The 18,680-nt window shown below is 62.5% G+C and carries 19 protein-coding genes, 1 pseudogene and 1 riboswitch; of the genes and pseudogenes, 10 read left to right on the forward strand and 10 right to left on the reverse strand.

Going from position 1 to position 18,680, the window contains the following annotated elements:
- Positions 1 to 94 precede the first annotated feature (94 nt).
- Positions 95 to 1,777 (reverse strand): fatty acid--CoA ligase, encoded by a 1,683-nt coding sequence (locus tag J3P86_RS21830; protein ID WP_434571892.1) that lies wholly within the window; start codon positions 1,775 to 1,777, stop codon positions 95 to 97.
- 145 nt (positions 1,778 to 1,922) lie between these two features.
- On the reverse strand, positions 1,923 to 2,552 hold the full coding sequence (locus J3P86_RS21835; RefSeq protein ID WP_434698833.1) for a LysE family translocator: 630 nt from the start codon (positions 2,550 to 2,552) through the stop codon (positions 1,923 to 1,925).
- Between the two features lie 128 nt (positions 2,553 to 2,680).
- Here J3P86_RS21835 and J3P86_RS21840 point away from each other — a divergent pair, with 128 nt between their 5' ends.
- The 3 genes from J3P86_RS21840 to J3P86_RS21850 all read left to right on the forward strand — a co-directional run bounded on the left by J3P86_RS21840 (position 2,681) and on the right by J3P86_RS21850 (position 5,526).
- The gene (locus J3P86_RS21840; RefSeq protein ID WP_434628394.1) at positions 2,681 to 3,646 is read left to right on the forward strand and encodes a 2-hydroxyacid dehydrogenase; all 966 of its coding nucleotides are present in this window, start codon (positions 2,681 to 2,683) and stop codon (positions 3,644 to 3,646) included.
- 33 nt (positions 3,647 to 3,679) lie between these two features.
- Positions 3,680 to 4,678, forward strand: coding sequence for a methyltransferase (locus J3P86_RS21845; RefSeq protein WP_434571887.1), 999 nt, complete (start codon positions 3,680 to 3,682; stop codon positions 4,676 to 4,678).
- Positions 4,679 to 4,728: 50 nt separating this feature from the next.
- Positions 4,729 to 4,851, forward strand: a riboswitch (yybP-ykoY riboswitch).
- A 90-nt stretch (positions 4,852 to 4,941) separates the two neighbouring features.
- Positions 4,942 to 5,526: a TMEM165/GDT1 family protein gene (locus tag J3P86_RS21850; RefSeq protein WP_305498893.1), complete on the forward strand. Its 585-nt coding sequence runs from the start codon at positions 4,942 to 4,944 to the stop codon at positions 5,524 to 5,526.
- A 114-nt stretch (positions 5,527 to 5,640) separates the two neighbouring features.
- On the opposite strand, the gene J3P86_RS21855 is transcribed toward J3P86_RS21850, so the two are convergent.
- Positions 5,641 to 6,456 (reverse strand): M48 family metallopeptidase, encoded by an 816-nt coding sequence (locus J3P86_RS21855; RefSeq protein ID WP_434571884.1) that lies wholly within the window; start codon positions 6,454 to 6,456, stop codon positions 5,641 to 5,643.
- 1,393 nt (positions 6,457 to 7,849) lie between these two features.
- On the opposite strand from J3P86_RS21855, the pseudogene J3P86_RS21860 reads away from it, so the two are divergent.
- Together J3P86_RS21860 and J3P86_RS21865 are read left to right on the forward strand one after the other, a co-directional pair.
- A pseudogene (locus J3P86_RS21860) lies at positions 7,850 to 7,906 on the forward strand (hypothetical protein); the annotation flags it as partial.
- A 201-nt stretch (positions 7,907 to 8,107) separates the two neighbouring features.
- Positions 8,108 to 8,812 (forward strand): methyl-accepting chemotaxis protein, encoded by a 705-nt coding sequence (locus J3P86_RS21865; RefSeq protein ID WP_434700674.1) that lies wholly within the window; start codon positions 8,108 to 8,110, stop codon positions 8,810 to 8,812.
- Positions 8,813 to 8,987: 175 nt separating this feature from the next.
- On the opposite strand, the gene J3P86_RS21870 is transcribed toward J3P86_RS21865, so the two are convergent.
- Genes J3P86_RS21870 through J3P86_RS21880 form a run of 3 tightly spaced genes read right to left on the reverse strand, consistent with a single transcriptional unit; the run spans position 8,988 to position 10,101 of the window.
- A complete protein-coding gene (locus tag J3P86_RS21870; RefSeq protein WP_305498889.1) occupies positions 8,988 to 9,611 on the reverse strand; it encodes an SOS response-associated peptidase in 624 nt (207 codons plus the stop codon).
- Between the two features lie 36 nt (positions 9,612 to 9,647).
- Entirely contained in the window at positions 9,648 to 9,908 is a 261-nt protein-coding gene (locus J3P86_RS21875) for a putative signal transducing protein (protein ID WP_305498888.1), read from the reverse strand.
- A 10-nt stretch (positions 9,909 to 9,918) separates the two neighbouring features.
- On the reverse strand, positions 9,919 to 10,101 hold the full coding sequence (locus J3P86_RS21880) for a CPXCG motif-containing cysteine-rich protein (protein ID WP_186634586.1): 183 nt from the start codon (positions 10,099 to 10,101) through the stop codon (positions 9,919 to 9,921).
- A gap of 139 nt (positions 10,102 to 10,240) precedes the next feature.
- Between J3P86_RS21880 and J3P86_RS21885 the strand changes: the two genes are divergently transcribed.
- Entirely contained in the window at positions 10,241 to 11,407 is a 1,167-nt protein-coding gene (locus J3P86_RS21885) for a 1-acyl-sn-glycerol-3-phosphate acyltransferase (protein WP_434628385.1), read from the forward strand.
- Positions 11,408 to 11,588: 181 nt separating this feature from the next.
- Here J3P86_RS21885 and J3P86_RS21890 read toward each other — a convergent pair whose 3' ends face one another.
- Complete coding sequence (locus J3P86_RS21890) at positions 11,589 to 11,870, reverse strand: hypothetical protein (RefSeq protein WP_434571881.1); 282 nt, start codon at positions 11,868 to 11,870, stop codon at positions 11,589 to 11,591.
- Positions 11,871 to 12,091: 221 nt separating this feature from the next.
- Here J3P86_RS21890 and J3P86_RS21895 point away from each other — a divergent pair, with 221 nt between their 5' ends.
- On the forward strand, positions 12,092 to 12,298 hold the full coding sequence (locus J3P86_RS21895) for a hypothetical protein (RefSeq protein WP_047229420.1): 207 nt from the start codon (positions 12,092 to 12,094) through the stop codon (positions 12,296 to 12,298).
- A gap of 128 nt (positions 12,299 to 12,426) precedes the next feature.
- Here the strand turns inward: J3P86_RS21895 and J3P86_RS21900 are convergent, their stop codons facing one another.
- On the reverse strand, positions 12,427 to 13,011 hold the full coding sequence (locus J3P86_RS21900) for a YajG family lipoprotein (protein ID WP_434698835.1): 585 nt from the start codon (positions 13,009 to 13,011) through the stop codon (positions 12,427 to 12,429).
- A 206-nt stretch (positions 13,012 to 13,217) separates the two neighbouring features.
- On the opposite strand from J3P86_RS21900, the gene J3P86_RS21905 reads away from it, so the two are divergent.
- Together J3P86_RS21905 and mqo are read left to right on the forward strand one after the other, a co-directional pair.
- The gene (locus tag J3P86_RS21905) at positions 13,218 to 13,451 is read left to right on the forward strand and encodes a hypothetical protein (RefSeq protein WP_434628382.1); all 234 of its coding nucleotides are present in this window, start codon (positions 13,218 to 13,220) and stop codon (positions 13,449 to 13,451) included.
- Positions 13,452 to 14,184: 733 nt separating this feature from the next.
- Positions 14,185 to 15,693, forward strand: a complete 1,509-nt coding sequence (gene mqo / locus J3P86_RS21910) for a malate dehydrogenase (quinone) (RefSeq protein WP_434628379.1) — start codon at positions 14,185 to 14,187, stop codon at positions 15,691 to 15,693.
- 112 nt (positions 15,694 to 15,805) lie between these two features.
- Here the strand turns inward: mqo and J3P86_RS21915 are convergent, their stop codons facing one another.
- Both J3P86_RS21915 and J3P86_RS21920 read right to left on the reverse strand, forming a co-directional pair.
- Complete coding sequence (locus tag J3P86_RS21915; protein WP_434628377.1) at positions 15,806 to 16,093, reverse strand: PA4642 family protein; 288 nt, start codon at positions 16,091 to 16,093, stop codon at positions 15,806 to 15,808.
- 61 nt (positions 16,094 to 16,154) lie between these two features.
- Complete coding sequence (locus J3P86_RS21920) at positions 16,155 to 16,640, reverse strand: hypothetical protein (protein ID WP_434628374.1); 486 nt, start codon at positions 16,638 to 16,640, stop codon at positions 16,155 to 16,157.
- 296 nt (positions 16,641 to 16,936) lie between these two features.
- Here J3P86_RS21920 and dauA point away from each other — a divergent pair, with 296 nt between their 5' ends.
- Positions 16,937 to 18,676 (forward strand): C4-dicarboxylic acid transporter DauA, encoded by a 1,740-nt coding sequence (gene dauA, locus J3P86_RS21925; RefSeq protein ID WP_434698836.1) that lies wholly within the window; start codon positions 16,937 to 16,939, stop codon positions 18,674 to 18,676.
- Positions 18,677 to 18,680: the final 4 nt, after the last annotated feature.

Here is an 18,680-nt window from a genome sequence, read left to right on the forward strand (position 1 = left end):
TCGGCACGGCAAGGATGGCTGAAATTTCCGGTTTGACAAGACAAGCGCTTGCCGGGTGGGCCTGCCGTGCCCTTTTCAGGCACGGCGGGTACGCTCAGAGCGTCGAGAGGAAGGTGCTGTTGTTGCTCTGCCATTCGCTGATGTCGACGCGGATGCGCTTCTTGTCGAGCTTGCCAACGCTGGTCTTGGGAATTTCCGTAACAAGGGCGATCTGGCTCGGGATCGCCCACTTGCTCAGGTGCCCCAGCTCGACAAATGGCTTGAGGTGTTCCTTGAGCTCGCGAGCCCCGAGCTGGTGCCCTTCGCGAATGACCAGCAAGGCGAACGGGCGCTCGCCCCACTGCGGATCGGGGATGCCGACCACTGCTACTTCGCGTACCGCCGCATGACGGCTGATGAGGTCTTCCAGGTCCAGGGACGAGATCCATTCGCCGCCGGTCTTGATCACGTCCTTGATCCGGTCGCGGATATCGATGAAGCCCATGCCGTCGAGCGTGGCGACGTCGCCGGTGTGCAGCCAGCCGCCCTTCCAGAGCTCGGCGCCTTTCTGCGGTTCGTTGAAATAACCTTCGGTGAGCCACGGCGCGCGCAGCACCAGTTCGCCTTGGGTCTCGCCGTCCGCGGGCAGGAAACAGCCCTCGCCGTCGACGATCGCTGCTTCCACCAGCGGCCCCGGCACGCCGGCCTTGATCCGGTAGGTGATGCGTTCGTCTTCACCGCCGGCCATCAGCTCGTCGTTGAGGTGCGCGCAGGATACCAGCGGCCCGGTTTCGGACATGCCGTAGGCGGCGGTGAGCTGGATGCCCTTGGCCTTGGCCGCCTCGTACAGGCTGCGGTTGAGGGCGCTGCCGCCAATGACGATTTTCCAGCCGCCGAAATCGGTTTGCTGGGCGCCCTTGGCGTTGAGGACCATCTGCAGGATGGTCGGCACGCAATGGGAAAAGGTGACCTTTTCCTTGCGCCACAGCTCGACCAGGAACTCTGGATCGTAACGCCCGGGGTAGACCTGCTTGAGCCCGAGCATGGTCGCCACGTACGGCAGGCCCCAGGCATGTACGTGAAACATCGGCGTGATCGGCATGTACACATCGTTGGTGCCCAACAGCCGCACGCTGTCGATGGAGCCCATGATGGTCGACACGCCCAGGGTGTGCAGCACCAGTTGCCGATGGGTGAAGTACACGCCCTTGGGATTGCCCGTGGTGCCGGTGGTGTAGAACGTGGTGGCGACGGAGTTCTCGTCGAAATCCTGGAAATCATGAGTCGGGCTGGCGGCGGCCAGCAGTTGCTCGTACTCGCCCACGAGGTCCGGCAGGTCAGCGGTCTTGTCCGCCAGGTCGGTCAGCAGCAGCGTCTTCTTTACCGTGGTCAGCTGGCCGGCGATCGCCTGGTAGAGGCCGACGAACTCGCTGTTGACCAGCACGAAGCGGTCCTCGGCGTGGTTCATGGTGTAGAGGATCTGCTCCGGTGACAGGCGCACATTGATGGTGTGGATCACCGCGCCGATCATCGGGATCGCGAACATGCATTCCAGGTAGCGATGGCTGTCCCAGTCCATCACCGCAACGGTGTCACCGGCCTTCACTCCGGCCTCGGTCAGCACGTTGGCCAGCCGCGCGACGCGCTCGATCAGCGTCGGATAGCTGTAGCGCAACTGGTCGCGGTAGACGATCTCGCGGGTTTTCTCGTAACGCGCACCGGACATCAGCAGCCGTTTGATCAGCAACGGGTATTGGTAGGCGCCTTCGGCTGGAGGGATAACGCGAGTCTGCAACATAAGGGTCCCTTTTCTGACTGCACGGTCTTGGCTGGAAGGTAAGCACTCTAAAGTGCCTGCCCGCGGATCAAATCAGCCGAAGGAATGATTTGATCCGCCCGCAAATACTAGCCTTGAGCCATCTCAGGGACATGTTCAGGCGCGGTCAGTGCGCCTCGGTGAAGGCCAGTTTCACGCCAATGGCCACCAGCACGGCGCCCATGGTCCGGTCGAACCAGTGGCCCATGCGGGCGAAACCGGCACGCACCCGCGCCTGGCTGAACAGCATCGCCACCATGCAGAACCACGCCGCCGTGGCGATCGCCAGGTACACGCCGTAGCCGGCCTGGATCGCCACCGGCGTATGGGGATTGATCACCACGGTGAACAGCGACAGGAAGAACAGCGTTGCCTTGGGGTTCAGGCCATTAGTGACAAAACCTGCGGTGAACGCACCGCGAGCGGTACGCTCGCCAGCCTCCTTGTGCAGGTTTTCTCCGGAAGCCTTGGCCGGTTGCGCACGCAGGGCCTTGAAGCCGATGTACAGCAGGTACGCGGCCGCGGCCCACTTCAGCGCGTTGAACAGCACGATCGATTGCGACACGATCAGGCCGATGCCCAGCAACGAATACCCCACATGCAGGAAAATCGCCGTGCCTACGCCCAGCGCCGTCCAGGTCCCGGCACGTCGGCCATGGGTTACGCTTTCGCGCACCACCACGGCAAAGTCCGGACCGGGGCTGGCGACCGCCAGCAGGTGGATCAGGGCGACGGTGAGGAATTCGGTGAGGTACATGGTGGGCTCCTTGCGACATCTCTTGGTGAATGAAATCCCGTGGGCCAGGGAGCTTGCCCCCTCGCCACGATTCATCTGATAGGCTCGCCACATTACGCCTTCGGCTCTTTACATGACAGGTACAGCTGATGACGAACACCGCCCGCGCCGTTTTTCTCGACCACCCTTCCCTGGACCTCGGCGACCTGGACCTGGGCCCGTTGCGCGATTGCTTCGGCGAACTGCAATTGTTCGCCGGGACCCGCCAGGACGAGGTGACCGAGCGACTCAAGGGGGCGACGGTGGCGATCACCAACAAGGTAGTGATCGACGCGGCAGCCATGGCCGCCAGCCCTGAATTGAAGCTGATCCTGATCAGCGCTACCGGCACCAATAACGTCGACCTCGCCGCTGCCCGCCACCACGGCATCACCGTGTGCAATTGCCAAGGCTACGGCACGCCGTCGGTGGCCCAGCACACGATCATGCTGTTGCTGAACCTGGCGACGCGCCTCGCCGACTACCAGAAAGCCGTGGCTGAAGGTCGCTGGCAACAGGCTTCGCAGTTCTGCCTGCTGGATTATCCGATTGTCGAGCTGCAAGGCAAGACCCTGGGTTTGCTCGGCCATGGCGAACTGGGCGGCGCCGTCGCCCGGCTGGCGCAAGCCTTTGGCATGCATGTGCTGCTGGGGCAGATTCCCGGGCGTCCGGCACGGCCGGATCGCTTGCCGCTGGATGAGCTGTTACCGCAGATCGATGCCCTGACCCTGCACTGCCCGCTCAACGAGCACACCCGCCACTTCATCGGCGCGCGCGAACTGGCGCTGCTCAAGCCCGGCACGTTCGTGGTCAACACCGCCCGTGGCGGCCTGATTGACGAACAGGCCCTGGCCGACGCCTTGCGCAGCGGTCACCTGGGCGGCGCGGCCAGCGACGTGCTGAGCGTGGAGCCGCCGACCCAAGGCAATCCCTTGCTGGCCGGCGACATTCCGCGGCTGATCATCACCCCGCACAACGCCTGGGGCAGCCGCGAGGCGCGGCAGCGGATCGTCGGCCAACTGACGGAAAACGCCCAAGGCTATTTCAGCGGTACAGCGCGCCGGGTCGTCAGTTGATAAACTGCCGCACTTTTTTACAAGGAGCAGACCATGGATCCGCGCAGTGAAGTACTGCTTCGTCAGCCCGAATTGTTCCAGGGCCCGGTCCTGCTGGCCGGCCTGCCCGCCGACGATCTGCTCGGCCGTTTGCCCGAGGCCCACGGCTGGTGCTGGCATGCCGGCGACCAGGCCGCGCTGGATGCGCGCTTTGCGCAACGTAGCCACTTTGGCGTGAACGTACCCGAGCGGGAATTCGAAACGGCCGTGGTGTTCCTGCCCAAGGCCAAGGACCTCACCGACTACATTCTCAACGCCGTGGCCGCGCGCCTGGCCGGTCGCGAGGTGTACCTGGTGGGGGAAAAGCGCAGCGGCATCGAAGGTGCTTCCAAGCAGCTCAACCCGTTCGGCAAGCCACGCAAGCTCGACAGCGCGCGGCATTGCCAACTGTGGCAAGTCACCGTCGCCAACGCCCCGCAGGCCAAGCCGCTGGAAAGCCTGGCGCAGACCTACGAGCTGCCCCTGGCCGAAGGCCCGTTGAAAGTGATCAGCCTGCCGGGAGTGTTCAGCCATGGTCGGCTGGATCGCGGCAGCGCGTTGCTGTTGGAGCACCTGGACAAGCTGCCCAGCGGCCATCTGCTGGATTTCGGTTGTGGTGCCGGTGTACTGGGCGCGGCGGTCAAGCGCCGCTACCCGCACAATACCGTCACCCTGCTGGACGTGGATGCCTTTGCCGCCGCCAGCAGTCGCCTGACCCTGGCCGCCAACGGGCTCGAAGCCGAAGTGTTGACCGGTGATGGAATCGATGCCGCGCCCATGGGCCTGAACGCAATCCTGAGCAATCCACCCTTCCATGTCGGCGTGCACACCGATTATCACGCCACGGAAAACCTGCTGCGAAAAGCGGCCAAACATCTGAAAAACGGCGGCGAACTGCGCTTGGTCGCGAACAGTTTCCTCAAGTACCAGCCGCTGATCGAGGAGCATCTGGGCACATGCACGATCAAGGCCGAAGGCCAGGGTTTTCGCATCTACCGAGCCAAGCGTGGCTAAGGCGTTTTTGAAAAACAGCGCTTGCCCAAACGGATTTGCCTAGGCAGAATCCGCTCCGTCCTAGGGGAGTAGTCTCCCGCGAGCGCCATGCTCGCCCGGCATACGTCAACATACTTGGTCAGCAGACCATGGCGTATGCGGCCCAAGCGTCCACGCAGATGGTCGCTGGGTTTGACAAGACCTATGACACGCACACCTTACCCGGGGCGGGAAGGCTGTACGTGTCATAGCCGTGTCGACCCGCCCCTCTTAGGAACCACCTGATGCTGGACTCTTTCCTGGTACCCACCGCCATCGTTGCGCTGGCCGAAATCGGCGACAAGACGCAATTGCTCGCGCTCATCCTCGCCGCACGCTTTCGCAAACCCTGGCCGATCATTGCCGGCATCGTCGCCGCAACCCTGGCCAACCATGCGGCGGCCGGCGCGGTAGGTGCCTGGGTCAGCGGGTTCTTCTCCGACTCGGTGTTGCACTGGATCCTCGCGGCGAGCTTTGCCGCCACCGCGCTGTGGACCCTGGTGCCGGACAAGCTGGACGACGAGGAAGCCAATACGGCTCGCAGGTTCGGACCTTTCCTGACCACGCTGATCGCGTTTTTCCTGGCGGAAATCGGTGACAAGACCCAGATCGCCACGGTGATGCTTGCCGCGCAGTACCCAGAGTTGTGGCTGGTGATCATCGGCACCACCGTGGGTATGTTGATCGCTAACGTGCCGGTGGTACTGGCGGGCAATTTCGCCGCCGAGAAACTGCCGCTCGCCCTCATCCGCCGCCTGGCCGCCTCGGCGTTTTTCATCCTGGCGATCGTCGCGGTGTACAAGGCAATGCAGAGTAGTGGGTGGGTTTGATCCGATTCCAGAGCTACCGCGTTATCGTTCTTCGCGAGCAGGCTCGCTCCCACAGATGACCGCTTTGTCTTTGTGGGAGCGAGCCTGCTCGCGAAGAGGCCGGCAGGTTCGCCCTTACTTCCTGGCCTGCTGGTAAAGCGGCATCACCTTCGGAATTGCCGCCTGCAACGAGGCGATCCGGCTGGTCGACGAGGGGTGGGTGCTCATGAATTCCGGTGGTGCCCCTTCCGAAGCCTTGGCCATCTTGTTCCACAGGGTGATCGCCGCGTTCGGGTCGTAGCCGGCCCGGGCGGCCAGCTCGAGGCCGATCAGGTCGGCTTCGTTCTCGTTGCCACGGCTGTTGGGCAAGGTCATGCCGTAGTTGGCCACGGTGTCGGCCAGCGCCAGGCTGTCCTGGCCCAGGCCGAATATGGCACCGGCGCCCTGCTTGGCCATTTCGATGCCATAGGCCTTGGACATCGCTTCACGGCCGTGCTCGCGCAAGGCGTGGGCGATTTCATGGCCCATGATCGCGGCGATCTCAGCGTCGGTCAGCTTCAACTGATCGATCAGGCCGGTATAGAACATGATCTTGCCGCCAGGACCGCAGTTGGCGTTGAGCTCATCACTCTTGATCAGGTTCACCTCCCAGTTCCATTGCGCCGAGTCCGGGCGGAACACAGGCGCCTGGGCAATCAGACGGTCGGCAATGACCTGCAAGCGCTTGGCATCGCTGCTGGTCTTGTCCAGGGCACCTTGGGAGCTCGCCTCACCCAACGTCTTCTGATAGGACTGCGCATACATCTGGTTGACCTCAGCGGTCGACAGCATGCTGAACATGTACTGCTTGCGTTCCACCCCCACGGCTCCGCCGCTGGTGGTATTGACCGATTGGCAACCGGCGAGCAGCAGAGCCGCGCCCAGAGCGCTCACCATCAAAGTCTTGTTCATACAAAAGAAGCTCCATGGAATCGTGGGCGTATCCTAGGCCCTGATTGGTATCGGCGCCAGATACGAAGCGAGGGATTACCGATTTTCGGACAAGTCCCCCTTGGCCCGATTGCGACACCGGTCTAGCCAAAACAGTCATCCGACGAACAGTGCCTCATGCCATGCCCCGGAAACGCCGATAAAAAGTCCAGACGTCACTTCCGCGTCCGGAGCCTTTATGAAATTCAGATCGATCCAGTTTTCCGTTGCCGCCCTGGCTGGTGCCATCGTGCTCAGCGTGGTCGGCGCCCTGGTGCTGTACGCATTGTTCGCCGGCGCCCGCACCCAGGACATGGTGCAACAGCGGACCAAGGCGCAGTTCGAACAACTCATCGAGCAACGCCTCAGTGCGCTGGCCCGCACCCAGGCCAGCCTGATCCAGCGCGAACTCGAAGCGCCGCTGCTGCTCGCTCGTGGGCTGGCCACCAGCAACGCCTTGATGGGCATGAACGGAACGGACGGCAACCCGCAACTGAACATCCCGCGCGAGCAGATGATCAGCCTGCTGCGTGAAACCGTGGTGCGCAACCCGAAGATTCTCGGTGCCTACATCGCCTGGGAACCGAACGCCATCGACCACGACGACGCCCGCTATGTAGACAGCCAGGTGCTGGGCATGGAAACCAACGGGCGCTTCCTGCCGTGGTGGTTTCGCAATCAGGACGGCACCCTGGGCCTGGAAAAACTCGCCGACGTGACGGACCAGAAACTGCTGTCCACCGGCATTCGGGCCAGTGAATATTACCTGTGCTCCCAGGACAGCAAAAAAGCCTGCGTGATCGATCCCGCGCCGTATCGCGTCGGCGACACCATGACCATGCTCGCCTCGTTCATCGAGCCGATCCTGATCGATGGCAAGTTCCAGGGCATCGTCGGCGCCGACCTGTCGGTGAATTTCATCCAGGACATGCTCGTCGCCGCCGACGCCAAGCTGTACGACGGCGCCGGGGAAATGGCCCTGCTCGCCAGCAACAACCGGCTGGTGGCCTTCACCAAGGACCCAGGCAAGCTCGGCGAGAAAGCCAGCGACCTGCTGGACGCCAACGAACTGGATAACCTGACTAGGCTCGGCATTGGTGAAGTGCGTTACGACATCGATGAAGAACACGGCCACATCGAGGTGTACATGCCTTTCGGTATCGGCCAGACCGAGGCGCGCTGGACGTTGATGTTGCAATTGCCGCTGAATGCCGTGATGGCGGATCTGCAAGCCTTGCAGAAAGACCTCGATGACCAGCGCGAAACCGACATCTTCGGCATGGCCATGGTCGGCCTGGCGATTGCCGCGATCGGCCTGCTGGTGATCTGGCTGGTGGGCCACGGTATCGCCCGGCCGCTCAAGCAAATGGTGGCGATGCTCGACGACATTGCCCAGGGCGAAGGCGACCTGACCCGCCGGCTGACCAGCGACCGCGCCGATGAGTTGGGGGCCATCGCCAAGGGCTTCAACACGTTCCTGAGCAAATTGCAGGGGATGATTACCCAGGTAGTGACCTCGGTGCAGAGCGTCAGCGATTCGTCGGAGCACACCGCCGACATCGCGATCCGCACCAACCAGGGCGTACACAAGCAGATGTCGGAAATCGATCAGGTTGCCACCGCCGTGCACGAGATGACCGCCACCGCCCAGGACGTGGCGCGGAATGCGAGCCAGGCAGCCCAAGCCGCCAGCCACGCCGACCAGGCCGCCAGCCAGGGCATGCAGATTGTCCGCGACACCTCCACGTCCATCGGTGCCTTGGCGGTGGAGATCGGCAAGGCCGTGGGCGTGGTGCAGACGTTGGCCAAGGACAGCGAAAACATCAACGCGATTCTCACCGCCATCCGCGGGATCGCCGAGCAGACCAACCTGCTGGCGCTCAACGCGGCCATCGAGGCTGCACGGGCCGGTGAGCAGGGTCGCGGTTTTGCCGTGGTCGCCGATGAAGTGCGCAACCTGGCGCAGAAGACCCAGCAGGCCACCGAAGAAATCCAGTCGATGATCCAGCAGCTGCAGCAGGGTACGCGGGACGTGGTGCGTGTGATGGAAGACAGCCGGCAGCGTACCGATGAAAGTGTGCAACACGCGGCAAAAGCGGCTCAGGCCCTGGAGACGATCACCCAGGCCGTGTCGGTGATCAGCGACATGAACACCCAGATCGCCAGCGCTGCCGAGGAACAAAGCGCGGTGGCCGATGACATCAACCGTAACGTGATCAACATCGGCCAGGTGGCAAACGAAGTGGCAAGCGGCGCCGACGAATCCAGCGCGGCCAGTGCCGGGCTGACCAGGCTGGCGGAGCAGCAGCGGCGGTTGATCAATCAGTTCAGGGTTTGAGCCGAACCCTGTGGGAGCGAGCTTGCTCGCGAAGGCGTCGTGTCAGGCAACTTCACTTTGCCTGATGTACCGCATTCGCGAGCAGGCTCGCTCCCACAGGAGGATTGTGGGTTGCCACAAATTTTTTGTGGGAGCGAGCCTGCTCGCGAAGGGGCCAGTGCTGTCGCCAAAGAACTCAGGCCGGGGTCAGACATTCCGGCCCATTGAGTTTCGGGTCGTTGACCATGTTCGCCAGAACCCGCTCGCGCAGTTGCCCTGGCTCGCTCGCCAGCAACCCTTGCAAGGCATGCAAGGGCGTCTCGGGGTCGAGCCACAGGCGCTGGCCCTCTTCATCCAGAATCAACGGTCGGCGCTGACCGGCCGCCGGCTGGGTGATGACCGCCGTGCTCAGCCACACTTGTTCCTGCACCGGGTACGCTTCCCAGATCGCCGCAAAGAACAGCGATGAGCCCTCCCCCGGCGTCAGCCAGTACGGGCGCTTGCGCGTGCCGCCGCGCCACTCGTAAAAACCATTGGCGGGCAGCAGGCAACGACGCAAACGCAGGGCTTCGCGGAACATCGGTTGCTCGGCCACGGTTTCGGCGCGGGCGTGCGCCGGGGTGCGGGACAGATCGGTCAGCCACGGCGGCGTCAGGCCCCAACGCGCCCGTGCCAGTTCGCGCTGTCCATCGGCGCCGGCGCGCAGCATCAGGACCGAGTCATTGGGCGAGATATTCCATTGGGCCTTCTGGTCGGCGGGGAAGCCGGGCAAGGCCGCGAAAGCGGGGTTCCAGCGAAACAGGGCATAACGTCCACACATGGGGCAACACGACTCTTGTATCAAACGGCCGCCAGCCTAACAGACCAGCGTACCGGGGTAACTGTCAGGCTCATCGCCCGGCACCGGCATCGCGGCATTGTAGGCGGCGATCAGCTCCCGGGCGTACTGCGCCTGTTCGTCCTCCACCGCCAGCCCCAGCAGGCCGTACATTGGCAGCTCACCCGCGCCGCCCACCAGATCGCGGCCCACCAGGTGCGCCGTGATGCCTTCGCTGGCGAGCATGCCCTGGAGCAATTCGCCTTCCATCAGGTTTTCCAGCTCGTAGATTCGCTGCATGGCCGCCCCATCATTCGTTTTCGCTGAAGACCTCGAGGTGCCATTCGTCTTCGTGGACCTGCAGGACGAAAGTAATCGGTCGGCAACAGACCTGGCAGTCTTCGATGTAGGTCTGGTCGCCGCCGGACAAATCCACGGAAGTCTCTACCTCCTCCCCACAATACGGACATTCATAAAGAGCAGCTTCCAGCATCGCGGTCTCCCAAGTGACTTGTGCGTATAATCGCCGGTCTATTTGCAGGGCTATTTTTGCCTGGACTATCTTCCAGGCCGTGCCCCGTCGGTTTTTCGATCGAACCTTTACTTACCCTAGCCGTTTCCAACAAGAGAGCATGATGGGCGAATTCGATGCCATCCGACCTTACAACGACAGCGAAGTCCCAGCGGTGCTGGCACGGCTGCTCAGCGACAAGGCGTTTCTAGATATCCTCACCCACTTCCGCTTCCCGCGCCTGGCCGGCGCTTTCGGCTGGATGCTCAAACCTCTTATAGCGCAGAAGTTGCGTCGAGAGTTCGCCGGTGTGACCTCCGTTGCCACGTTGCAGGACAAAGTCGAGTTCTACGTCGACCACACCATCGAGCGTGCCACCGATGGCGTGACCTACACCGGGGTCGAGCAATTCAAGTCCGGCAATGCCTACCTGTTCCTCGCCAACCACCGCGACATCGTGATGGACCCGGCCTTCGTCAACTATGCCGTGTACCACGCCGGCCTGCCGACGCCGCGCATCGCGATTGGCGACAACCTGCTGCAAAAGCCCTTCGTCAGCGACCTGATGCGCCTGAACAAGAGCTTCATCGTGCACCGCTCCATCACCGGACGCCGGGAAAAAATGGCGGCGTACCAGTTGCTGTCGGCCTACATCAACCACTCGATCCGCAACGATTGCGCCTCGATCTGGATTGCCCAGGCCGAGGGCCGGGCGAAGGACGGTGATGACCGGACCGAGTCGGCGATCCTGAAGATGTTCCACATGAGCCGCAAGGACGAGCCGTTCGGCGAGGTCATCCGCTCGTTGAACCTGACGCCGGTGTCGATCAGCTACGAATATGACCCGTGCGACCAGGCCAAGGCCCGCGAGCTGTACATCCGCGCCACCACCGGCACGTACACGAAGGCGCCGGGCGAGGACGACGTCAGCATTGCCAAAGGCATCACCGGTTACAAGGGCCGGGTCCACGTGAACTTTGCCGCGCCGATCACCGAACTGTTCGAGGACACCAAACAACTGGCCATGGAGATGGACCGGCAGATACTCGGCGGCTATCGCCTGTTCCCGGTGCATTACCTGGCCTACGCGCAATGGGCCGATGCCGACCCGCAGTTGCAGGTTCCGACGGCGGCCGAGGTGTTCGGTGCCGAAGAACTGGCCAAGGCTGAAGAAGAATGGCAGCGCCGGCTGGAAGCCTGCCCGGAGGAACACCGACCGTTTCTGGTGCTGCAATACGCGACACCGGTGCGTAACCAGTATCGGGTCAGGGCGGGGCTGGCGCTTTAAGCGACAGCCCTGAGCGCGAGTGACCTGTGGCGAGGGGATTTATCCCCGCTGGGCTGCGCAGCAGCCCCAAAAGCAACGACCCCGATCGTACTGGTACACCGGGTTGTCTGGCTGGGGGCCGCTGCGCAGCCCAACGGGGATAAATCCCCTCGCCACAAAAGCCGCGACCGATTGTTTTTTGTCAGAACTGCGTGCTGATCCACGACATCAGCAGCGCCAACCCCAGGCAAGCGAAGCCGAAACGGTAGAAAAACCGGTTCATGCGTTGCGTCGCCAGGTCCAGCAGCGCTTCGAATCGTTCATTGCCTTCGCTGCTGCGTTCCGCAAGACAGGCCCGCGCGCGCAGTTCGCGGCGTCGCGTCGCGTGCAGCACCCAGCCACCCGGACAGGCAAACAGCAGCGCGAGCAGGTTGATCAGTTTGGCGGGGTGGGCAGCGAACAGCGAGAACAGTTGCAACGACATCACAAACCTCAAGCGAAAACGGACGCGCTGCGCCCGGAGCCTACGAACAGGGCGCGGATTCTACCGAAAGCCAGTCGCCTTGCGCGGCTTTTTCCGACCGGTAACGATCCCGCTCAATACTGAATGCTTTATTGGCGATACAACTTTCTAATTCCTAGCGTCACGGTTTCGTCATATGGATAGGCCACCCTGTCGCCCTCCAAAACCGTACGGAATCCGTCATGCTGCACGCCGAAAACCAGGATCGTCTCTACCTGATCAGCCCGAGCGATGAACAACAGAACCTTGTCGGCAGTCTGTCCTTCAATGTCCAGGATCGTCATTGGCTGGTGTACTGCGCCCTCGGCGGCCATCAACATGCGGACCTCCCGGAGACAGACCTGCTGACCGGGATCAGCGTGCTGGAGCTCTATTCCCAGGCTGCGTGAATCACGCCCATAAAAAACCCTGTGGGAGCGAGCTTGCTCGCGATGACGGTGGATCAGTCAACATTGAGTTGGCTGAAATGCCGCTATCGCGAGCAAGCTCGCTCCCACAGGGATATCAGACTTGCTGCTTACTCCGCCAACACCTGACCAATGGTCGGGTCCTTGAACAGACGGGTCAGGGCATCGCTCAACACGTCGCTGACCAGCTTGGTGTTGGTGTCCTGGTTGGGCGCCATGCCGAAGCGTTGATCCAGCGACGCACCGTAACGACCGCTGTAGCGGCGGTTGGCGTTCTGCACGTCGGAACGGAACGTCGCGCCGATGGTGGCTTCGGTCACGTACATGCCTTCCTTGGGCGACTGGTATTTCAGTTCGGCCAGGGTCAAGGTCAGTTGCGGGGCGTTCATTGCGTTCTGCGTCGGGGTGAAGCCCAGCAGACGCACGGCCGCTTCAGCCTGGGCCTGCAATTTTGGCAGGACCTGTGCGCCCTGCACCGTGATCACGCTGGTTTCAGGGTACAGACCACCACGCGTGCCGAGGGTTGGCGACGGGCGGCCGTCCACGACCCGCACCACCACCGGCTGGCCGCGACCCACCGGCGCCAGCTGGGCGTTGAGCTTGGGCTCCGGGTTAAGTTGTTGCGGGCTGTGGGCACAGCCGACAAGGGTCAGACTGGTCACGGCGATCAAACCGAACAACAGGCGTTGCAACATGCTCTTCTCTCCAGAATCGGGCACAAACAGGCCGGCAGTATAGCGGTGCGCCATCGCGGCGAACTAGCGTCGCCGCATGAATACTGAAATGTCTGACAGGGGCCGCGGTGGCCGGTTCCTGTCACCGTGTTGTCATTGTCCTTACACCGGGGTGTCATGCCGGGCTGTCAGACTGGTCCCAAGTTCCCCGGACACGGTATCCGACCATGCGTTTTCTCATCTCCCTGTTTACCCCGCGCCCGCATCACCGCTGCTTCGCCCTGCTCGACCGCACTGGTCGTTGCCAGGCATTCAAGCAATGCAGCCTGCAGCCCATGGGCGATGGCTGGGTCGAAATCGAAGAGATCCGTCTCAATTGGCTGCATCAGCCGTTGCCCGCCAGCGCCCTGGTACAGGCGCCCCGCGCTCGTGCACGCAGCCGCCAGTTGTTGGCCGTCTGACCGTAAGGCTAATAAAAGTCATAAAACACGACCATTTCCGCGCGTTTCTTCGCTACAATCTCCCCCCGATTATAAGGACGTCTCCTGATCGGGCCCGCAACGCCGCTGATGCGCTTGTATTGGCACCCCGCACCGCCCACAGAGAGCCGCCCACACAGATCGAGTGAAGCTGGCGCGCTTGCTGTTTCCCTGGCAAATCACTGCTTTTCGCGAATCTGCAGAGCTGTCATTACGCTCGGTCACTGAGCTGTCTGCCCGTTTTGCCTGTCATGTATTACATGAGGGGCATCCAGATCGGGCGCGGTGCCAGGCTGGGACAGCCCTTTTTGAGGTTCACGTCTTCAAAAGAGCGTGAAAAAACGGGTTTTCACAACTTCACAAGAGTGTGGCGAGCAAATGAAGAGTTTTGCGTCTGAACAAGCACCATTGGCGTCTGGAACAGCCCAACGAGACAGGACCGGATATCGCTCAAGAACCGGCGCCTGAAGCCTGTCCGCTACGGATTTGGTTGCACGAACGGATGTCTCGGCCATAAGTCGAATTGCCCGCCCGGCGCTTAAATGAGTTCATGGGACTCTTGAGGCCAGGCTGCATGCATCCGCAGTGTTGCGAAAAATTGCGAAGATTCGGACATGGCGATCCTGGCCATGGATACCTGGGGCGCAACTTATCTGCCCCGCTTCCTGGCCGCTATGCCGACAATTTGGTGCTGCAGATTTTGGAGACGCGTTAAATGGCGCATAACGAAGCAGTCGACGTAGTTCTGGTAGGGGCCGGCATCATGAGTGCCACCCTGGCCGTGCTGCTCAAGGAGCTCGACCCGGCGATTTCGCTGGAAGTCGTCGAGCTGATGGATTCGGGTGCCGCGGAGAGTTCCAATCCCTGGAACAACGCCGGTACCGGCCACGCCGGGCTGTGTGAGCTGAACTACACACCCCAGGCCGCCGATGGCAGTGTCGACATCAAGAAAGCCGTGCACATCAACACCCAGTTCGAGGTGTCGAAGCAGTTCTGGACGTACCTGACCAAAAAAGGCACGTTCGGCTCGTCGAAATCCTTCATCGCCCCGGTGCCGCACCTGAGCTTCGTGCAAGGCGAGAAAGGCGTGGAATTCCTCAGGAAGCGCTTCGAGCTGATGCGCCAGCACCACGCGTTCGCCGACATGGAATACACCGAAGACCGCGACCAGATGGCCGAGTGGATGCCGCTGATGATGCCAGGCCGCCCGGCTGACGAAGTCATCGCCGCGACCCGCGTCATGAACGGTACCGACGTCAACTTCGGCGCCCTGACCAACCAGTTGCTCAAGCACCTGGGCAGCGCGCCGGACACCCAGATCAAATATTGCAAGCGCGTCACCGGCCTCAAGCGCAAGGGCGATGGCTGGACCGTGAGCATCAAAGACGTCAACTCCGGCAGCACCCGTGAAGTCGACGCCAAATTCGTCTTCCTCGGTGCCGGCGGCGCCGCGTTGCCGCTGCTGCAAGCTTCGGGCATTGAAGAGAGCAAGGGCTTCGGCGGTTTCCCGGTCAGCGGCCAGTGGCTGCGTTGCGACAACCCGGAAGTGGTCAAGCATCACCAGGCCAAGGTCTACAGCCAGGCCGCGGTGGGCTCGCCGCCGATGTCGGTGCCGCACCTCGATACTCGCGTGGTCGATGGCAAGAAATCCCTGCTGTTCGGGCCATACGCCGGCTTCACCACCAAGTTCCTCAAGCACGGCTCGCTGATGGACCTGCCGTTGTCGGTACGCGCCGGCAACATCGGCCCGATGCTGGCCGTGGCCCGGGACAACATGGACCTGACCAGGTACCTGATCAGCGAAGTGATGCAGTCCATGGAGCAGCGCCTGGAATCCCTGCGGCGCTTCTACCCCGAGGCGAAAGCCGAGGACTGGCGCCTGGAAGTGGCTGGCCAGCGCGTGCAGATCATCAAGAAAGACCCGAAGAAAGGCGGCATCCTGCAATTCGGTACCGAATTGGTGGCGGCCAAGGACGGCACTCTCGCCGCCTTGCTCGGCGCTTCACCAGGCGCTTCGGTCACCGTGTCGATCATGCTCGAACTGATCGAGCGCTGCTTCCCGGAAAAAGCCAAGGGAGAGTGGGCCGCCAAGCTCGCGGAAATCTTCCCGGCCCGGGAGAAGGTGCTGGAAACCGATGCGGCGCTGTATCGCAAGGTCAACGCGCAGAACAACATCGCGCTGGAACTGGTTGAAGCAAGCAGCGAAACCCAAAGCTACGCTTGATCCGCCCGGATAAAAAAACGCCCCGTTCTCCATGAGAACGGGGCGTTTTTTTTTGCAGCTTTTCGTGGCGAGGGAGCTTACTCCCGCTGGCCTGCGCAGCAGGCCTGATCAATCAACCGCGAGCTTTCTTGATCAACTCAATATATTCCTCTGCATTGCGCTGATCATGGATCAACGCAACGAAATCGTTACCCTGTTCGTCCTTGCCATTCAGGTCGTAACCCGCCTCGACGAAAAACCCCAGGAAGCGCTCGAAATCGTCGACACGCAGCCCACGGTAGGCCTTGATCAGTTTGTGCAGCGACGGCGAAGTGGCATCGACGGGCTCGAAATTGAGGAACAGCTTGATCTGTTCGTCGCCAATCTCGTCACCAATCACTTGTTTCTTGTCTTTACGCATTGCCGGCTCCAGCTCGCACAGTTCACGGGGCGGGCAGTTTACCCCCGGCGGGCCTCGGGGCTCAACGCGGGCGTGCGGCGCCAGTGTGCAGGTCGGCCCAGATATGGCCGTTGGCGTAGCTGAGGAACTGCACGTAGACCGTGTCGTTGCGCAACAGATCGATCACCACCCGGTACTGGGCCTGTGGATAAGACAGCGTCAGGGTCTTGCTCGCCTCATCGAATACCGGTTTCTTCAGGCTTTTGCTTTCGCCATCAAAATTGAGGATCACCTGGCTGATGATGGCTCCCTTGTTCAGGGGCTTGCCCTTGAGCCGCACCATCAGCGGCGAAGTGACCGGGATCGGCTGCTGGTTGGATGGGCGCTGGTTGCCCAGCACCACCGAATACTCGGTGACTTGCAGCAACTGCTGCTGTTCGGGCTGTTCCTGACGCGCCACCAGGTCATCGGGGGGCAGGAACTGGCTGTGCATCGGCGCGGCCACCGCCAGCAACGGCAGGCTGGATAGCAGCAGCAAAGTGGCGCAGCGGCGGATCGATACACGCATGACAGGCTCCGGAAGGCATGGCTGGGCACGCTAGCACTCCTTGAAAAAATATGCGACCAGGGTCAATACAGCGGGGCTTGCGGCGCGGCATACTCCGTGAGGCCATCGGTGTCGGCCCGCTGGCATATGCCGTTGTGGCGAGGGAGCTTGCTCCCGCTCGGCGGCGCAGCCGTCGTAAATCGGCTAGCGCACTCCGTCTGAAAGATTTCAATGGCCCATCTTGGGTCTGCTGCGCAGCCCAGCGGGAGCAAGCTCCCTCGCCACGGGTTTATTGTCCAGTCTATGCGAGGAGCATCATGGCCTTCTCCGCCCCACCGCTGTTCGCCGCCTGGCGCCAAGCCTGGCGTGCCGGTTACACCCTTGAGCGCCTGCGCGGCGACCTGGTAGCCGGGCTTACGGTCGGCATCATCGCCATCCCGCTGGCCATGGCCCTGGCAATCGCCGTTGGCGTGCCGCCACAACACGGTCTTTACACCGTGCTGGTGGCCGCCCCCTTGATTGCCCTGACCGGCGGCTCGCGATTCAACGTGAGCGGGCCGACGGCCGCATTCGTTGTCATCCTGCTGCCCATCACTCAGCAATACGGCCTGGGCGGCCTGCTGCTGTGCACAATGCTTGCCGGCCTGATCCTGATTGCCCTGGGGCTGATGCGCGCCGGGCGCTTGATCCAGTTCATCCCTTATCCGGTGATCCTCGGTTTCACCGCCGGGATCGGCGTGGTGATCGCGACGCTGCAATTGAAGGACCTGTTGGGCCTGAGCACTGCGGGCCAGGCCACGCATTACATCGAACAGCTGGGCGAATTGATCGTGGCGCTGCCCGGCGCACGGCTTGGCGACGCCATTATCGGCGGGGCATGCCTGGCCGTATTGATTGCCTGGCCGCGCTGGGTGCCACGCGTCCCGGGCCATCTGGTCGCGCTGCTGATCGGCGCGTTGCTGGGGCTGGCCATCGAGCGCGCCGGGCTGCCGGTCGCAACGCTGGGCGAACGCTTCAGCTACGTCGTCGATGGCATTGTCTACCCTGGCATCCCGCCTTTCCTGCCGCGCTTCGACTGGCCCTGGAACCTGCCGAATGGCCAGGGCGGTGCGTTGATACTTTCCTATGACCTGTTCCGCCAATTACTGGGCCCAGCCTTCGCCATCGCCATGCTCGGCGCCATCGAGTCATTGCTCTGCGCGGTGGTGGCGGATGGCATGACCGGGAGCAGGCACGACCCCAACGCCGAATTGATCGGCCAGGGCCTGGGCAACCTCGTGGCGCCGTCGTTCGGCGGCATCACCGCCACCGCCGCAATTGCCCGCAGCGCGACCAACGTGCGCAGCGGCGCGTCATCGCCCCTGGCGGCGATCATTCACAGCCTGGTGGTGCTGGTGGCGATTGTGTTGCTCGCGCCGCTGTTCAGTTACTTGCCGATGGCGGCGCTGGCGGCGTTGCTGGTGATGGTCGCCTGGAACATGAGCGAGGCCGGGCATGTGCTGCATACCCTGCGCATCGCCCCGCGCAGCGATGTGCTGGTGCTGCTGAGCTGCCTGGGCCTGACGGTGCTGTTCGACATGGTCCTGGCCGTCGCCGTCGGCCTGTTGCTGGCCGCCGGGCTGTTCATCAAGCGCATGAGCGAACTGACCGACAGCGCTGAACTGCCACGCCATTCCCACCAGGCCTTGCTGGACATGCCCGAGCATGTTCGCTGCTATGCCATTCGCGGGCCGCTGTTCTTCGGTGCGGCGGAGAAGGCCCTGGATGTATTGCGCCGGTTCGACCCGGGTGTCCGGGTGGTGGTCGTGGACATGAGCGCCGTGCCGATGCTGGACATGACGGCCCTGGCCGCGCTGGAAAATATCCTCAGGGACTATCGAAAGCAGGGCATCGGCCTGATCCTGGTCGCGACCGCACCGAGGGTACGCCTGAAACTGCGCCGCGCCGGGGTCCATCGCGAGCAGCGGCAGTTGGCGTATGTGCAGACGCTGGAACAGGCGCGGAGCAAAAGTGAGCGCTGGCTGGCCGCGAGCGTAGCGCACTCAAGGCTGGTTTGATCGT

The sequence above is a fragment of the Pseudomonas sp. D1-1 genome (assembly GCF_051132225.1).
In the GTDB taxonomy this organism is placed as follows: Bacteria; Pseudomonadota; Gammaproteobacteria; order Pseudomonadales; family Pseudomonadaceae; genus Aquipseudomonas.

Excerpts from the sequence above, each read along its gene's own strand:
- J3P86_RS21830 (WP_434571892.1), bottom strand. The coding sequence starts at position 1,777 with ATGTTGCAGACTCGCGTTATCCCTCCAGCCGAAGGCGCCTACCAATAC.
- J3P86_RS21835 (WP_434698833.1), bottom strand. The coding sequence starts at position 2,552 with ATGTACCTCACCGAATTCCTCACCGTCGCCCTGATCCACCTGCTGGCG.
- J3P86_RS21840 (WP_434628394.1), top strand. The coding sequence starts at position 2,681 with ATGACGAACACCGCCCGCGCCGTTTTTCTCGACCACCCTTCCCTGGAC.
- J3P86_RS21845 (WP_434571887.1), top strand. The coding sequence starts at position 3,680 with ATGGATCCGCGCAGTGAAGTACTGCTTCGTCAGCCCGAATTGTTCCAG.
- J3P86_RS21850 (WP_305498893.1), top strand. The coding sequence starts at position 4,942 with ATGCTGGACTCTTTCCTGGTACCCACCGCCATCGTTGCGCTGGCCGAA.
- J3P86_RS21855 (WP_434571884.1), bottom strand. The coding sequence starts at position 6,456 with ATGAACAAGACTTTGATGGTGAGCGCTCTGGGCGCGGCTCTGCTGCTC.
- J3P86_RS21865 (WP_434700674.1), top strand. The coding sequence starts at position 8,108 with ATGACCGCCACCGCCCAGGACGTGGCGCGGAATGCGAGCCAGGCAGCC.
- J3P86_RS21870 (WP_305498889.1), bottom strand. The coding sequence starts at position 9,611 with ATGTGTGGACGTTATGCCCTGTTTCGCTGGAACCCCGCTTTCGCGGCC.
- J3P86_RS21875 (WP_305498888.1), bottom strand. The coding sequence starts at position 9,908 with ATGCAGCGAATCTACGAGCTGGAAAACCTGATGGAAGGCGAATTGCTC.
- J3P86_RS21880 (WP_186634586.1), bottom strand. The coding sequence starts at position 10,101 with ATGCTGGAAGCTGCTCTTTATGAATGTCCGTATTGTGGGGAGGAGGTA.
- J3P86_RS21885 (WP_434628385.1), top strand. The coding sequence starts at position 10,241 with ATGATGGGCGAATTCGATGCCATCCGACCTTACAACGACAGCGAAGTC.
- J3P86_RS21890 (WP_434571881.1), bottom strand. The coding sequence starts at position 11,870 with ATGTCGTTGCAACTGTTCTCGCTGTTCGCTGCCCACCCCGCCAAACTG.
- J3P86_RS21895 (WP_047229420.1), top strand. The coding sequence starts at position 12,092 with ATGCTGCACGCCGAAAACCAGGATCGTCTCTACCTGATCAGCCCGAGC.
- J3P86_RS21900 (WP_434698835.1), bottom strand. The coding sequence starts at position 13,011 with ATGTTGCAACGCCTGTTGTTCGGTTTGATCGCCGTGACCAGTCTGACC.
- J3P86_RS21905 (WP_434628382.1), top strand. The coding sequence starts at position 13,218 with ATGCGTTTTCTCATCTCCCTGTTTACCCCGCGCCCGCATCACCGCTGC.
- mqo (WP_434628379.1), top strand. The coding sequence starts at position 14,185 with ATGGCGCATAACGAAGCAGTCGACGTAGTTCTGGTAGGGGCCGGCATC.
- J3P86_RS21915 (WP_434628377.1), bottom strand. The coding sequence starts at position 16,093 with ATGCGTAAAGACAAGAAACAAGTGATTGGTGACGAGATTGGCGACGAA.
- J3P86_RS21920 (WP_434628374.1), bottom strand. The coding sequence starts at position 16,640 with ATGCGTGTATCGATCCGCCGCTGCGCCACTTTGCTGCTGCTATCCAGC.
- dauA (WP_434698836.1), top strand. The coding sequence starts at position 16,937 with ATGGCCTTCTCCGCCCCACCGCTGTTCGCCGCCTGGCGCCAAGCCTGG.